Annotated in this window: 15 protein-coding genes; 12 read left to right on the top strand and 3 right to left on the bottom strand. The window is 71.6% G+C overall.

Annotation, left to right across the window (positions count from 1 at the left end; all coding sequences use genetic code 11):
* The first annotated feature begins 8 nt into the window (after nt 1-8).
* The 10 genes from ACFVW6_RS31265 to ACFVW6_RS31220 all read left to right on the top strand — a co-directional run bounded on the left by ACFVW6_RS31265 (nt 9) and on the right by ACFVW6_RS31220 (nt 7,891).
* Entirely contained in the window at nt 9-176 is a 168-nt protein-coding gene (locus tag ACFVW6_RS31265) for a hypothetical protein (protein WP_355280018.1), read from the top strand.
* Between the two features lie 3 nt (nt 177-179).
* The gene (locus ACFVW6_RS31260) at nt 180-572 is read left to right on the top strand and encodes a lipocalin-like domain-containing protein (protein WP_378833351.1); all 393 of its coding nucleotides are present in this window, start codon (nt 180-182) and stop codon (nt 570-572) included.
* Nucleotides 556-1,314: an SDR family NAD(P)-dependent oxidoreductase gene (locus ACFVW6_RS31255; protein WP_378833353.1), complete on the top strand. Its 759-nt coding sequence runs from the start codon at nt 556-558 to the stop codon at nt 1,312-1,314. The genes ACFVW6_RS31260 and ACFVW6_RS31255 overlap by 17 nt, the downstream gene beginning before the upstream one ends.
* A complete protein-coding gene (locus ACFVW6_RS31250) occupies nt 1,307-2,851 on the top strand; it encodes a phytoene desaturase family protein (RefSeq protein WP_378833356.1) in 1,545 nt (514 codons plus the stop codon). Before ACFVW6_RS31255 ends, ACFVW6_RS31250 begins: the two co-directional genes overlap by 8 nt.
* Nucleotides 2,848-3,402 carry a pyridoxamine 5'-phosphate oxidase family protein gene (locus ACFVW6_RS31245; RefSeq protein ID WP_378833358.1) on the top strand — a complete coding sequence of 185 codons (555 nt, stop codon included), beginning with the start codon at nt 2,848-2,850 and terminating at the stop codon, nt 3,400-3,402. The genes ACFVW6_RS31250 and ACFVW6_RS31245 overlap by 4 nt, the downstream gene beginning before the upstream one ends.
* A 101-nt stretch (nt 3,403-3,503) precedes the next feature.
* The gene (locus ACFVW6_RS31240; RefSeq protein ID WP_378833360.1) at nt 3,504-4,451 is read left to right on the top strand and encodes an alpha/beta hydrolase; all 948 of its coding nucleotides are present in this window, start codon (nt 3,504-3,506) and stop codon (nt 4,449-4,451) included.
* Nucleotides 4,452-4,467: 16 nt separating this feature from the next.
* Nucleotides 4,468-5,004 (top strand): bifunctional adenosylcobinamide kinase/adenosylcobinamide-phosphate guanylyltransferase, encoded by a 537-nt coding sequence (locus ACFVW6_RS31235; RefSeq protein WP_378833362.1) that lies wholly within the window; start codon nt 4,468-4,470, stop codon nt 5,002-5,004.
* Nucleotides 5,005-5,043: 39 nt separating this feature from the next.
* On the top strand, nt 5,044-6,156 hold the full coding sequence (gene cobT, locus ACFVW6_RS31230) for a nicotinate-nucleotide--dimethylbenzimidazole phosphoribosyltransferase (protein ID WP_378833364.1): 1,113 nt from the start codon (nt 5,044-5,046) through the stop codon (nt 6,154-6,156).
* A gap of 139 nt (nt 6,157-6,295) precedes the next feature.
* On the top strand, nt 6,296-7,045 hold the full coding sequence (locus ACFVW6_RS31225; RefSeq protein WP_378833366.1) for an adenosylcobinamide-GDP ribazoletransferase: 750 nt from the start codon (nt 6,296-6,298) through the stop codon (nt 7,043-7,045).
* Nucleotides 7,046-7,177: 132 nt separating this feature from the next.
* Nucleotides 7,178-7,891 carry an MBL fold metallo-hydrolase gene (locus tag ACFVW6_RS31220; protein ID WP_355279993.1) on the top strand — a complete coding sequence of 238 codons (714 nt, stop codon included), beginning with the start codon at nt 7,178-7,180 and terminating at the stop codon, nt 7,889-7,891.
* A 56-nt stretch (nt 7,892-7,947) separates the two neighbouring features.
* Here the strand turns inward: ACFVW6_RS31220 and ACFVW6_RS31215 are convergent, their stop codons facing one another.
* Both ACFVW6_RS31215 and gcvT read right to left on the bottom strand, forming a co-directional pair.
* A complete protein-coding gene (locus ACFVW6_RS31215; RefSeq protein WP_355279991.1) occupies nt 7,948-9,045 on the bottom strand; it encodes a branched-chain amino acid aminotransferase in 1,098 nt (365 codons plus the stop codon).
* Nucleotides 9,046-9,071: 26 nt separating this feature from the next.
* Entirely contained in the window at nt 9,072-10,172 is a 1,101-nt protein-coding gene (gene gcvT, locus ACFVW6_RS31210) for a glycine cleavage system aminomethyltransferase GcvT (protein WP_378833370.1), read from the bottom strand.
* 163 nt (nt 10,173-10,335) lie between these two features.
* On the opposite strand from gcvT, the gene ACFVW6_RS31205 reads away from it, so the two are divergent.
* A complete protein-coding gene (locus ACFVW6_RS31205) occupies nt 10,336-11,877 on the top strand; it encodes a phosphatase PAP2 family protein (RefSeq protein WP_355280176.1) in 1,542 nt (513 codons plus the stop codon).
* A gap of 85 nt (nt 11,878-11,962) precedes the next feature.
* Complete coding sequence (locus ACFVW6_RS31200; protein ID WP_378833372.1) at nt 11,963-12,592, top strand: nucleotidyltransferase domain-containing protein; 630 nt, start codon at nt 11,963-11,965, stop codon at nt 12,590-12,592.
* Nucleotides 12,593-12,610: 18 nt separating this feature from the next.
* Here the strand turns inward: ACFVW6_RS31200 and ACFVW6_RS31195 are convergent, their stop codons facing one another.
* A complete protein-coding gene (locus ACFVW6_RS31195) occupies nt 12,611-13,645 on the bottom strand; it encodes a hypothetical protein (protein ID WP_378833374.1) in 1,035 nt (344 codons plus the stop codon).
* Between the last annotated feature and the right edge of the window lie 9 nt (nt 13,646-13,654).

Raw genomic sequence — 13,654 nt, 5'->3', positions numbered from 1 at the left:
GCACACCGATGTCCGAGTACGCAGCGCCGGCCGAGGCCGGGTTCGAGTTGAGCGAAGACGTGATCGCGGCCGTCGCCGTCGCCTTCCTGGCCGGTGACGAGCCGGACGAGCCGCTCTCGGCGCGGCCGGCCGAGCTGCCCTACAGCAGATTTCGCGACCCCCGCGGCTGGCGGTAGGCCGTGCCCAGCTCCGCCGACCTGATCGGCACCTGGCGGCTGGCGTCCTTCCACGACACCGACGCGGGCGGCGCGCCGATCGCGGGCCCGCTCGGCCCCGAGCCCGCCGGCTTCCTGACCTATACCGCGTGCGGCCATCTCTCGGTCGCCATGATGCGCACCGGTCCGGGCGAGCCCGGCTACATGGGCTACGCGGGCCGCTGGCGCATCGACGACGGCGTCCTGCGCCACCACATCCTGGTCAGCTCGCGCGCCGACTGGGTCGGCGCGGAACAGGTCCGCCTCGCCGAGCTGGCCGACGGCCTGCTCACCCTCCGAACCTCCCCCGACAACGGCCGCGTCGTGCAGTGGCGCCGGACCGGCTCAACACAGGAGAACCATGCGATTCGACAGTAGGACCGCTCTGATCACCGGATCGAGCGAAGGCATCGGCTACGCGATCGCGGCGGCACTGGTCGCCGAGGGCGCGCAGGTGGTGCTCACCGGGCGCCGGGAGAAGGCGCTGGCCGAGGCCGCGGGCGCGCTCGGCCCCGCCGCGGCGTGGATCAGCGGCGACATCGCCGACCCGGCGACCGCGCACCGGGCCGTCGACCACGCCGAGCGGCAGTTCGGCGGGCTGGACCTACTGGTGTGCAATGCCGGGATCCTGATTCCGGGCGTGGTGTTCGCCCAGCCCATGGACGAGGTGAACCGCGTCATCGATGTCAACCTGCGCGGCACCATCGCCACGGTCGCCGCGGCGGCACCGGCGCTGGCCAAGCAGTCCGGGGCCGCGATCGCGGTGATCTCGTCGTCCATCGGCCGCAAGCCGGGGCCGGGCACCGGCGTCTACGGCGCCACCAAGGCGGCCCTGCAGTATCTGGTGCCGACGTGGGCCAGTGAGCTGGGCCCGATGGGTATCCGGGTCAACGGCGTGTGCGCCGGGATCACCGAGACGCCGGGCTTCCGGGCGGGCGCCGCGGCGATTCCCGGGCTCGAGCAAGGTGTCGTCGCCACGAACGTGATCAAGCGCATCGCGACCGCCGACGAGGTGGCCGCGCCGGTGCTCACCCTGCTCGACTCCGCCGTGGCCGGTTTCGTCACCGGCTCGATCTGGGACATCGACGGCGGCTTCGGACTGGGGGCCCAGCATGCCTGAACACGATGTGATCGTGGTCGGGGCAGGCCACAACGGCCTGACCGCGGCGGCCTACCTCGCCAAGGCCGGTCTGGATGTGGTTGTGCTGGAGGCGAAGTCGGAGATCGGTGGCGGCGTCGTCAGCGAGGCGGTGACCCTGCCGGGGCACCGGCACGACCTGCACGCCGCCGCGCACATCTTCATCCACGGCAACCCGATGATCCGCGACGACGAACTGGGCCTGCTGGCCCGGCACGGCCTGAGCTACGTCTACCCCGACCCCAGCATGTCGGTGGTGTTCCCCGACGGCGACTACATCGCCTTCCACCACGACGTGCACAAGACCGCCGAGACGATCGCGCGGATCTCCCCCGCCGACGCCGAGAACTACGTGCGGTTCTACGAATTCGCCAGCCCGCTGCTCGACCAGCTGCTGCCCGCGATGTTCACCCCGCCCGCACCGCTGGGCGCGCTGTTCGCGCAGCTGGAGCAGTCCGAGATCGGGCAGGAGACGATGCGGGTGCTGATGATGAGCTACCTCGACGTCTGCCACGAGTGGTTCGAGCATCCGAAAGTCAAAGCGGCGCTGTGCCGGTGGGTCTCGGAGCTGCTGATCGCGCCGGACGAGGGCGGCACCGGCGCGTTCCTGCTGCTGATGGTGCCGTTCATCCACCGCTACGGGATGGGCTTCGCGGTCGGCGGCTCGCAGTCGCTGTCCGACGCGCTGGCCGCGGCGCTGCGCGAGTACGGCGGCAGCGTCCGGACCGGTGCGAAGGTCGAGCGGTTCCACTTCGACGGTGACCGCGTCACCGGGGTGCGCTGCGCCGACGGCAGCGAGTACACCGCGCGCCGCGCCGTGCTGGCCGACCTCAACATCAAGCAGCTGCCCGCGCTGGTCGAGCACCGCTTCGGCGCCGAGTGGGAACGCAAGGTCGACCGGATCAAGCCGGCGAGCTTCCGCCTCGTCGCCGGTCACCTGGTGCTGAGCGAGGCGCCCGAGTTCCGCGCCGGGCCCGAGGTCACCGACGCCGGGTTCCAGGAGGTCGCGCTGGACCTGCCCGACCTGCTGCGCACCTTCGACCGGCTCAAGTACGGCGAGCCGGTGCACACCATCCCGACGATCTCGGCCGCCACCCGCTGGGACCCGACCAGGGCGCCCGCTCCCCATCACACGCTCTACCTGCTCGGCTACGCCCCGATGGAGCTGGCCGAGGGTGAGTGGGACAGCCGCAAGGAGGAGATCTTCGACGAGGTCTTCGCCACCTTCGCGGCCATGACCACCAATATCGGCCCCGACCAGGTCCTGGCCCGGGTGGTGCACAGCCCGCTCGACATGGCCCGCTACAACGAGGCGTGGGTGGACGGCGATCCCGGCCACTTCGGCTGCCAGCTGTTCCAGTTCATGGGCTTCCGGCCGCTGCCGAACATGGGCTACCGGCTGCCCGCCGAGGGGTTCTACCTCGTCGGGCCGTCCACCCATCCCGGCCAGGGCGTCACCGGCGGGGCCAGGGCCGCCGCCCTGGCCGTGCTGGCCGATCTCGGGATCGGTGCGCCGTGAGCCGCGACGAACCCGATATCGCCGCCGTCCAGGACGCCATCACCGACCTGCTCCGCACGGAGGAACTCGCCGCGCTGGCCACCGTCGACGCCGACGGCGCACCGTCGACCTCCGCCATGCACATCGCCGCCGACGGCCTCATCGCCTACATGCACACCTTCCAGTTCAATCGCAAACACGCGCAGATGCAGCACAATCCGAATGTCGGCTATGTGGTGAGCCATCTGCCGCCCGGCGGGTTCGCCGGGCGCGGGGAGATCCGCTCGGTGCAGATCCAGGGCCGGGCGACCCTGGTCACCGATCCCGCCGAGATCCAGCGGGCGGTCACCCTGAGCTTCGAGCAGTTCCCGTGGCTGGCCGACCTGTCCCTCTACGACAACGTCAAACTCCCCGACGAGGGCCAGCAGGTGTTCTACCGCATCACCCCGACCCGGGGGCTGTGGGCCGATCATCGGGTGCGTCAACTCTGGCGGGTATTCCTCGAATTCAGCGACGACGGCCGGACCATCACCGGCTGCCGCCCGTATCACTCGGCCCGCCGGACCGGCTGATCCGGCGGCTGTGAGGCCGCACAGTCCCGGGCACCGCGCAGTCGTCGACCTGCGGAATCGGCTTGACCCCGGGATCGTGCGGCTGGTCAGCTTGGTCGGTGTTGAGAAGAGCGCTGGCGGTCGTCACGGCGGCCGTGGTCCTGTCGTCGATCGGCACGGCCACGGCCGCCGCCGGACCGCGCACCGCGCCGGTGATGCGCGCTCCCGCAGGGGGTTTCGAAGAGCTGGTGGTGCCGTCGAGCATGGGACCGGTCCGGGTGCAGGTGCAGTGGGCCGCGCGGGGCGGCAGTTCGGCGCTGTATCTGCTCGACGGACTGCGCGCGCCCGCCGATCACAGCCAGTGGACCACCGACACCGATGTGCTGCGCCGGTTCGCCGGTGACGACGTGACGTTGGTGTTCCCGGTCGGCGGGCACTCCAGCTTCTACACCGATTGGTACCGCCCGAGCAGCACCAATCGGCAAGCCACGACCTACAAGTGGGAAACCTTCCTCACCCGCGAGCTCCCCGACTTCCTGGCCGGCTACGGCGTCTCGCGCACGAACAACGGGATCGTCGGGGTCTCCATGGGCGGCAATGCCGCGCTGACCCTGGCCGCCCATCATCGCGACCAGTTCCGCTTCGCCGGAGCGTTCTCCGGCTTCCTCAACCCGACCTATCCGATGTGGAACCAGGCCATGCGCGCCGCCATGCTCGACGAGGGCGGGTTCAACATCGACGACATGTGGGGCGCCGCGGGCGATCCCGCGTGGAGCCGCAACGACGCCACCGTCCAGGTCGAGCGGCTGCGCGGGCTGCCGATCTACGTCACCGCGGGCAACGGCGTCCCGGGCCCACTGGACGTGTCCAACGGCGTCGGCAACACGATCAACGCGGCGGGCATCGAGGCATTCGCGCTGATCGCGGCCAGCGTCTTCCGCGAACGCGCTACCGCGCTCGGCGTCCCCGCGCGGGTCGACTTCGGCACCGGCACCCACACCTGGCCGTACTGGCAGCAGTCGATCACCACCGCCCGCCCGCTGATCCTCGACGCGCTCGGCGCCCACTGATTGCTACCGTGCTGGCATGTCAGCCAGCGCCGCGCCCGTCCGCACCCTCGTCCTCGGCGGCGCCCGCTCCGGCAAGTCGGCCTTCGCCGAGAACCTGCTGGCGGACGCCGACACGGTGCGCTATCTGGCCACGGCCGTGCTCGATCCGGCCGACGCGGACTTCGCCGCCCGGATCGCCGGACACCGCGACCGGCGCCCCGCGCACTGGACGACCGTCGAGAATGCCGAGCCCGCAACGGTTCTCACCACCGCCGCGCCCGCGACGCTGCTCGACGACATCGGCACCTGGCTCACCGCCCGCCTCGACGCCCGCGCCGCCTGGGACGCACCGCGCGGCACCGTCGCCCCCGACTGCGACGCGCTCGTCGCGGCCGTGGCGTCCTACCGGCAGCGGCTGGTGATCGTGTCGCCCGAGGTCGGGATGGGTGTCATCCCGGCGACCCGCTCGGGCCGGCTGTTCCGCGACGAGATCGGCACGCTCAACCAGCACCTGGCGCGGGTGTGTGACGAGGCGTTCCTGATCGTGGCCGGGCTGCCGGTCCGGCTGAAATGAGCCGGGTCGGTCGGCGCGACACACCGTGATCCGGGCAAGATGAGCGTCGAACACCCGGCACCCCTGTCGAAAGGCTTGCAAGTGACACACGGATTCGGACCGGTCGCGGCCCCGGACGCGCAGGTCCGCGCGGCGGCCGAGCAGCGTCAGACGCAGCTCACGAAACCGGCCGGATCGCTGGGACGGCTCGAGACCCTCGGCAACTGGATCGCGGCCTGCCAGGGCGTGTGCCCGCCCCGGCAGTTCGAGCGGGCCAGGGTCGTGGTGTTCGCCGGGGATCACGGCGTCGCCCAGCACGGCGTCTCGGCGTATCCGAGCGAGGTCACCGGGCAGATGGTCGCGAATTTCCTGGCCGGCGGGGCGGCCGTCAACGCGCTCGCCGCCGTCGCGGGAGCCACGGTCCGGGTGGCCGATATCGCCGTCGCCGGTGACACCGATCCGTCGGTGTCCCAGCACAAGGTGCACCGTGGCAGCGGCGCGATCGACCGCGAAGACGCGCTCACCGACGACGAGGTCGCCGCCGCGCTGGCCGCGGGCCGCGCGATCGCCGACGAGGAGATCGACGCGGGCGCCGACCTGCTGATCGCCGGCGACATGGGCATCGGCAACACCACCCCGGCCACCGTCCTGATCGCCACCCTGACCGGCACCGAGCCGGTCGCCGCCGTCGGCCGTGGCACCGGTGTCGACGACGCGGGCTGGATCCGCAAGGTCGCCGCCATCCGCGACGGCATGCGCCGGGCCCGGCCGGTCGCCACCGATCCGGTCGACCTGCTGCGGGTCGCCGCGGGCGCCGACTTCGCCGCCATGGCCGGGTTCCTGGCCCAGGCCGCGAACCGCCGGACGCCGGTCGTGCTCGACGGTGTCGTCGTCACCGCCGCCGCCCTGGTCGCCGAGGACCTCGCCGCGGGCGCCAAGGAATGGTGGCTGCCCGGGCACCGCTCCACCGAACCCGCCCACGACCTGGCGCTGAAGCACCTGCGCCTGGAACCGCTGGTCGACCTGGATATGCGCCTTGGCGAGGGTTCGGGGGCGCTCACCGCGCTGCCGATCCTGCGCGCCGCCGTCGCCACCCTCGCGGAGATGTCGACCTTCGCCGACGCGGGCGTCAGCACCGCCGACGAGCCGGACTCCGTCGACCTGAGCAAGTGAACCCGGCGTCGACGGCGTCCCTGCCGAGCCGGTCGTGCCATCGCGCTGGGGATCGGCCCGCGACTCGCACCGGCGCGCCGGGCGATGGCCGAGCCGGACTCCCGGCGGCCACCCGTTCGCTTCGGCCGCTCGGCACGTCGTGAACAGCGTGCGCCTGGCCGTCTCCTGGCTCACTGTCCTTCCGGTCACCGGGCCGGACACCGTCGACCGCCGCGCGGCGAGGCACGCTATCGCGCTCGCCCCACTGGTCGGCCTGCTGCTCGGCGGGCTGGCCGCCGCGGCGATGCGCCTGTCGGTGGCGGCCGGACTGACCACGCTGCTGGCCGGGCTGCTCACCGTCGGGCTACTGGCCCTGCTGACGCGGGGCATGCATCTGGACGGTTTGGCCGACACCGTCGACGGCCTGGGCAGCTACGGTCCGCCCGAGCGGGCCAGGCAGATCATGAAGTCCGGCGGCGCGGGACCGTTCGGGGTGGCGGCGCTGATCTTCGCCATCGCGATCCAAGCCGTCGCCTTCGCCGCGCTGGCCGACGAGCACCGGTGGTTCGCGATCGTGCTGGCCGTCGTCCTCGGCCGGGTCGCGGTCGTGCTCGCCTGCCGTCGCGGCGTCGGGGCGGCACCCGACTCCGGCTTCGGCACGCTGGTAGCGGGTACCCAGCCGCTCGCGCCGGTGCTGAGCTGGCCGATCCTGGCCGTCGCGGCGGCGGTGTTCGCGATCCCAGCCAATCTCTGGCTCGGCCCGCTGGTAGCCGTCGCGGTGCTCGCGCTGACGGTCCCGCTCACCCGGCATTGCGTCCGCCGCTTCGACGGGCTGTCCGGCGATGTGCTCGGCGCTGTCGTCGAGATCACTGTTTCACTTGCGGCCGTTGGGTTCTCGCTCACGGGTTAGGCCGGCACCCGAGGATGTGAAACCTGCATTGGTCACAAGTTCGGGGCGGCGACCGTTGTGTGGTCGCACAGACCGTCCGCTCATCGGTACTCGGGTGCTCCCCCAGCACACCGGTGGCAATACAGTGTTGACATGTCTTCCGAGCGCCTCTACTTCCGCCAGCTGCTGTCCGGCCGGGATTACGCCGTCGGCGATCCGATCGCCACGCAGATGCGCAATTTCGCGTATCTGATCGGCGACCGGGAGACCGGCGAGACCGTCGTGATCGATCCCGCCTACCAGGCATCGGACCTGGTCGACGTCGCGACCGCCGACGGCATGACCGTCACCGGCGTCCTCGCCACCCACCACCACCCCGACCATGTCGGCGGCACCATGCTCGGCTTCACCCTCGGCGGCGTGCGTGAGCTGCTGGAGAAGACCAGCGTCGCGGTGCATGTGAACAAGCACGAACTGGACTGGGTCGCCCAGACCACCGGGATCGCCCCGAGCGAGCTGACCGGCCACGACAACGGCGACAAGGTGAAGGTCGGCGCGCTCGAGATCGAATTACTGCACACCCCCGGCCACACCCCGGGCAGCCAGTGCTTCCTGTTCGACGGCCGACTGATCTCCGGCGACACCCTCTTCGTCGACGGCTGCGGCCGCACCGACTTCCCCGGCGGCGACTCCGACGAGATGTTCCGCAGCCTGCGCCACCTGGCCGCCCTCGACGGCAACCCGGTCGTCTACCCCGGCCACTGGTACTCCGAGGAGCCCAGCGCCGAGCTGTCCTCGATCCGCGACAACAACTACGTGCTGCGCCCGCAGACCCTCCAGCAATGGCAAGCGTTGATGCCGGGCTGACCGACAGAACAAAGGAGCGGGTCCCCTCGGGGACCCGCTCCTTGTGTCGAGAGTGCCTAGACCGTGCGCAGCCAGCCGTGGGTGTCGGCGAAGGTGCCGCGCTGGATGCCGGTCAGCGTGTCGCGCAGCGCCATGGTTACCTCGCCGGGCTCACCGCCGCCGATGCTGAACTCGCCGTCGGCCGAGCGCACCCAGCCGACCGGGGTGATCACGGCGGCGGTTCCGCACGCGAAGACCTCGCTGATCTCGCCGGATTCGGCGCCCTTGCGCCATTCCTCGACCGAGACCTTGCGCTCCTCGACCGGGTAGCCGGAGTCGGCGGCCAGGGTGAGCAGCGAGTCGCGGGTGATGCCGGGCAGCAGCGAGCCGGACAGCTCCGGGGTCACCAGCCGGGCCTCGGAGCCGGTGCCGTAGACGAAGAACAGGTTGTTGGTGCCCATCTCCTCGACGTAGCGGCGCTCGCAGGCGTCGAGCCACACGACCTGGTCGCAGCCCTTCTCGGTGGCCTGCGCCTGGGCCAGCAGCGAGGCGGCGTAGTTGCCGGCCACCTTCGCCTCACCGGTGCCGCCGGGAGCCGCGCGCACGTACTCGGTGGACAGCCACACCCGCACCGGCTTCACGCCACGCGGGAAGTACGCGCCCGCCGGCGAGGCCAGCAGCAGGTACTTGTAGGCCGCCGCGGGCTTGACGCCCAGCCCCGCCTCGGTGGAGAACATGAACGGACGCAGGTACAGCGAGTCCTCGCCGCCGGCGGCGGGCACCCAGTCGGCGTCCACGTCGAGCAGCTGACGCACGGACTCGACGAACAGCTCCTCCGGCAGTTCGGCCATCGCCATCCGGGCGGCCGAGCGGCGGAAGCGCGCCGCGTTGGCGTCGATCCGGAAGGTGGCGATGCTGCCGTCGGGCTGCCGGTAGGCCTTGAGTCCTTCGAAGATCGCCTGCCCGTAGTGGAACACCATGGTCGCCGGGTCCATCGAGAGCGGGCCGTAGGGCTCGACGCGCGCGTTGCCCCACGCGCCGTCGGCGTAGTCGATCGACACCATGTGATCGGTGAAGAACCGCCCGAAACCGGGGGCCGCCAGTACCTCTTCCCGCCGCTGCGCCGAAACGGGCGCCGGATGCGGAATACGAGTGAACTGTGCAGCGACTGTCATGATGCGATCCTATCCATTGCGCGGAATTACTTGGTTTTGGTGTCGACGAACGGCGGCTTGACCACCTCGCAGCGCAGCCTGCGCCCGCGCACGTCGACCTCCACCTCGTCGCCGGGCTCCAGCTTCGCGGTGGTGTCGAGCAGGGCCAGCGCGATGCCGACCTTCAGCGACGGCGAGAACGTCCCCGAGGTGGTCTCCCCGACCGGCTCGCCGTCACGCAGCACGGTCTGGCCCTGCCGCAGCACGCCGCGATCGAGCGCCTTCAGCCCCATCAGGGTGCGGCGCGGGCCGTCGGCCTTCTCCTGCTCGAGCGCCGCCTTGCCCCAGAACTCCGGCTTCTTCCAGCCGACGGCCCAACCGGTGCGGGCCTGGTTCGGGGTGATGTCGAGGGACAGTTCGTGGCCGTGCAGCGGGTAGCCCATCTCGGTGCGCAGGGTGTCACGCGCGCCCAGCCCGGCCGGCTGTCCGCCCGCGGCGACGACCTGCGCGGTGAGGGCGCGGAACACGGCCTCGGCGTCGGCCCAGCGGGGCAGCAGCTCGTAACCGTGCTCGCCGGTGTAGCCGGTCCGGCAGACCCGCACCGGGCGGCCGTCCCAGTCGGCGTCGGCGTAGGCCATGTACTCCATGTCGGTGGGCAGGCCGAGCGCGGCCAGCACCTCGGTCGACTTGGGGCCCTGCACGGCGAAGACCGCGTAGTCGCGGTGTTCGTCGGTCACCGTGATGCCCTCGGGCGCCACCTTGCGCAATTCGGCGACGACGGCCGCGGTGTTCGCGGCGTTGGGCACGAGGAACACCTCGTCGTCGCTGACGTAGTAGGCGATCAGGTCGTCGATCACCCCGCCGTCGGCCGCGCAGCACAGCGTGTACTGGGCCTTGCCGGGGCGGATCCGGGCCAGGTCGTTGGTCAGCGCCGAGTTCACGAACGCCGCCGCGCCCGGGCCCGCGACCGTCGCCTTGCCGAGGTGGCTGACATCGAACAGCCCGACCGTGGTGCGCACGGCGGTGTGCTCGCCGACGGTGCCGCCGTACTGCACGGGCATCTCCCACCCGCCGAACGGCGCGAAGGTGGCTCCGAGCTCGACGTGAACAGCGTGGATGGGGCCCTCGAGCAGCGCGTTGTCGGTCATGGGCGAGAGCTTATCGGTCCCGGCCGGAACCGCGCGAACCTCCGCGCGCGGGCGCGAGCACCGGCATCCGCGCCGGTCCCGGCGTCGCGATCGTGGCGGTCGGCTCCGGCTTCGGCGAAAGCCGATGCCGGGCAACGGCGGTAAGGTCGTGGCCGTGAGTGAGATGCCCGGCCGCAGGTTCCGCAGAGTCTCCCGGATGGACCGGACGCTGAGCCAGACGGTGTCCAGGATCCCGGAGTCCCCGGTGGACCGCGGCATGCTGCGGCTGACCAAGTCGGCCAATACCGGCGGCCTGTGGCTGGCCACGGCGGCGGTGCTGGCGCTGAAGCCCGGCCAGCCCCGGCGGGCCGCCATGCGCGGGGTGATCGCGCTGGCCGGGTCGAGCTTCGTGGTGAATCTGGTGCTGAAGTCGCTGATCCCGCGCCGCAGACCACCGGCCGAGCTCATGCCGCACGGCAGGCGCCTGATCGACGCGCCGGTGTCGTCGTCGTTCCCGTCGGGGCACAGCGCCAACGCGGCGGCCTTCGCCACCGCGGTCGCCCTGGAGAGCCCGCGGACCGCGCTCGCCGTCGCGCCCGTGGCCGCGGCCGTCGCCTACTCGCGCGTCCACACCGGCGCGCACTGGCCGTCCGACGTGCTCGTCGGCGCCGCCGTCGGCACCGGCGTCGCGCTGGCCACCCGCCGCTGGTGGCCGATCCGCGAATCCGACGAAGCCGAGGCGCACGTGGTGCGCGACGTGCCCGTGCTGGTCGACGGCAAAGGTCTGCTGCTGCTGATCAATCCGCGCTCCGGCGACTCCACCTACGACCCCACCGCCGATATCGCCGAGGCGCTGCCCGCGGCCACCCTGCTGCACACCGAGCCCGGCCGCGACGCCGTCGAGTTGCTCCAGGAGGCCATCGACTCGTCGATCGTCGCCGTGGGCGCGGCGGGCGGTGACGGCACCATCGCCGCCGCGGCGGCCGTCGCCCTGCGCAACAAGCTGCCGCTCGTCGTCGTCCCGGCGGGCACGCTCAATCACTTCGCCCGCGACCTCGGCGTCTACGACCTGCGCGAGGTCGTGGACGCGACCGGCGCGGGTGAAGCGGTCGAAGTCGATATCGCCGCAGTGGAATTCGAGACCGCCGACGGTCCGCGCACTCACTACCTGATCAACACCGCCAGCGTCGGCGCCTACCCCGACCTGGTCCGCCTGCGCGAGAAGTGGGAGGACCGCTGGGGCAAGTGGCCCGCGTTCGCGGCGGCGCTGATCGTCATGCTGCGCCGGGCCGAGCCGACCCGCATCCGGATCGACGACCGCTGGCACGATCTGTGGTTCCTGTTCGTGGGCAACGGTCCGTATCACCCGCACGGCGCCGTCCCTGCCTTCCGCTCCCGGTTGGACGAGGGCCTGCTCGACGTCCGCTGGCTGCGCGCCGACGTCCGTTTCTCCCGCACCAGGGCCGTCATCGCGCTGATGCTGGCCGCGATCGGGCACAGCCGGGTCTACGGCGAACGGCAGATGCACGAGCTGTCGATCGCCCTGCACTTCCCCGTCCCGGTGGCCGCCGACGGTGAAGTCGTCGGCACGGCACGCGATCTGCGCTTCACCGTCGCGGGCCGCATCCCGGTCTACCGGCGCGACGAGGACAACCCGCGCTGGGAGAACCGGGCGCGACCGCACCATCGGCGCCCGCTGGCCTGGCTCACCGACCGCCGCCGCTGATTTCCTCACGAACCCGTCTCACCTCGATCACCATCGGCCACAACAGCCTTGCGCGGGTACCCGCACCTGTGGACATGATGGGTCGATGAGCTCACCGGACGGCGCCCGTCCGATCACCGACACCGAAGCCACCCGCCGCTGGGACCCGTGGACCCCGAGCGTCGTCGCCGCCCGTCTCGCGTCCTGCCCCGTGCCCTGGGCCGTCGCCGGCGGCTGGGCCGTCGACCTGTTCGCGGGCGGGATCTCCCGCGCCCACGAGGACATCGAGATCACCGTCCCCCGAGCGGATTTCCCCGAGATCGCCGCCGCCTTCCCCGAATACGAGTGGGACATCGTCGGCGACGGCCACCTCTGGCCCTACGCCCGCGCCGCCCACCGCGAGGACCTGCACCAGACCTGGCTCCGCGACCCCTACACCGGCGCGTTCCACCTCGACGTCTTCCGCGAACCCCACGACGGCGACACCTGGATCTGCCGCCGCGACCCGACGATCACCCTCCCCTACCCCGACCTGATCCACACCACCCCCACCGGCATCCCCTACCTCATCCCCGAAGTAGTCCTGCTGTTCAAGGCAAAAGCCAACCGCCCCAAGGACGACGCCGACTTCCACCGCACCCTCCCCCTGCTCTCCGACGAACGCCGCGCCCGCCTGTCCGCGTGGCTGGAACTGGTCCATCCCGACCATCCGTGGCTGAGCCGGACCGCGGCCTGACCGATCGGGACAACCGCGTCACCCGGGTAGGCGGCACCAGCCCTGGCGGTAGTCGATCCAATCCTGGGGTCTGGCGGCGAAATCCACGTACAGGGCCACGCCGAAGTTGGGGCGGGCCACGGCGGTTCGGGTGAGGCCCAGGCGGATGCCGCGGATCGCGGCGGCGACCGTCTCCGAGGATCCGTCGTGGCCGGGATCGTCGGCCCAGAACGCGGGCGCGCCCATGAGCAGGTCGACCTCGGACGGAGTGACCTCCGCGGCCAGCTCGGTCTGCTGGGCGAGGTATCCGCTGTAGAGCGCCTGCGTGGGCATCGCGGTGTCGTACGACATCACCGCCACCTGATCGACGCGGCGCGCGACCTCGGCGAAATAGGCTTGGCTCCACCACTTCCCGTGGTCGACGAGCGCGATACCCACCGCGTGCAGGCCCGGCAGCGGATCGATGACGGGGGCCGACACCGACAGCGGCACCCGCGCGGTGGCGGTCACCGCCCTGGTCGCGTCGAGCAGCGCGAGGAAACCCGGTGAGCCGGACCGGATCGGCTCCAGGTCGTAGTGGATGCCGTCGAAGCCGTAGTCCAGCACCCGTCGCGCCGAGGCGACCACGCGCTCGCGCGACGGCGCCGATTCCACGTCCAGCCCGTCGAATTCGGGCCGCACGATGTCACCGAGCCAGGACTGCACCCGGATCCCCGGTAGCTTCGCGTGTACCGCGTCGACGAACCAGCGCGCCCTGGGCGCCAGCTCGTCGCGCAGGCTCCCGTCGTGCTCGAGCGGGCCGGTGTGCACGTACAGATCCCGGATCCCGGTACCCGCCAGCAACCGCACCAGCTGATCGACGTCGGCGTCGGTCCTGCGCCCGTCCACCCACGCGTGACCGAGCCAGAACGCGTCCTTACCCCTGGTCCGCGCCTGCTCGGACTGCTCGCCGATGTTGTGCGCCAGCAACGCCGTCACCACGCCCGCGACCGGCAACGACACCACGAGCAGCACCACCAGCGCGAGCACCGCGCCGCGCCGCCGCCACGACCACGCCCGCCACTTCCCCCGCATTCCAGCCTC

This window comes from Nocardia sp. NPDC058244 (genome assembly GCF_042882065.1).
GTDB lineage: Bacteria > Actinomycetota > Actinomycetes > Mycobacteriales > Mycobacteriaceae > Nocardia.
Note: the sequence above shows the minus strand (reverse complement) of the source record. Positions and strands in the feature narration are given on the sequence as shown.

What these genes read in the sequence shown, in the direction of transcription:
- ACFVW6_RS31265 (WP_355280018.1), top strand. Translation starts at nt 9, where the DNA reads ATGTCCGAGTACGCAGCGCCGGCCGAGGCCGGGTTCGAGTTGAGCGAA.
- ACFVW6_RS31255 (WP_378833353.1), top strand. Translation starts at nt 556, where the DNA reads ATGCGATTCGACAGTAGGACCGCTCTGATCACCGGATCGAGCGAAGGC.
- ACFVW6_RS31250 (WP_378833356.1), top strand. Translation starts at nt 1,307, where the DNA reads ATGCCTGAACACGATGTGATCGTGGTCGGGGCAGGCCACAACGGCCTG.
- ACFVW6_RS31235 (WP_378833362.1), top strand. Translation starts at nt 4,468, where the DNA reads ATGTCAGCCAGCGCCGCGCCCGTCCGCACCCTCGTCCTCGGCGGCGCC.
- cobT (WP_378833364.1), top strand. Translation starts at nt 5,044, where the DNA reads ATGAGCGTCGAACACCCGGCACCCCTGTCGAAAGGCTTGCAAGTGACA.
- ACFVW6_RS31220 (WP_355279993.1), top strand. Translation starts at nt 7,178, where the DNA reads ATGTCTTCCGAGCGCCTCTACTTCCGCCAGCTGCTGTCCGGCCGGGAT.
- ACFVW6_RS31215 (WP_355279991.1), bottom strand. Translation starts at nt 9,045, where the DNA reads ATGACAGTCGCTGCACAGTTCACTCGTATTCCGCATCCGGCGCCCGTT.
- gcvT (WP_378833370.1), bottom strand. Translation starts at nt 10,172, where the DNA reads ATGACCGACAACGCGCTGCTCGAGGGCCCCATCCACGCTGTTCACGTC.
- ACFVW6_RS31205 (WP_355280176.1), top strand. Translation starts at nt 10,336, where the DNA reads ATGCCCGGCCGCAGGTTCCGCAGAGTCTCCCGGATGGACCGGACGCTG.
- ACFVW6_RS31200 (WP_378833372.1), top strand. Translation starts at nt 11,963, where the DNA reads ATGAGCTCACCGGACGGCGCCCGTCCGATCACCGACACCGAAGCCACC.
- ACFVW6_RS31195 (WP_378833374.1), bottom strand. Translation starts at nt 13,645, where the DNA reads ATGCGGGGGAAGTGGCGGGCGTGGTCGTGGCGGCGGCGCGGCGCGGTG.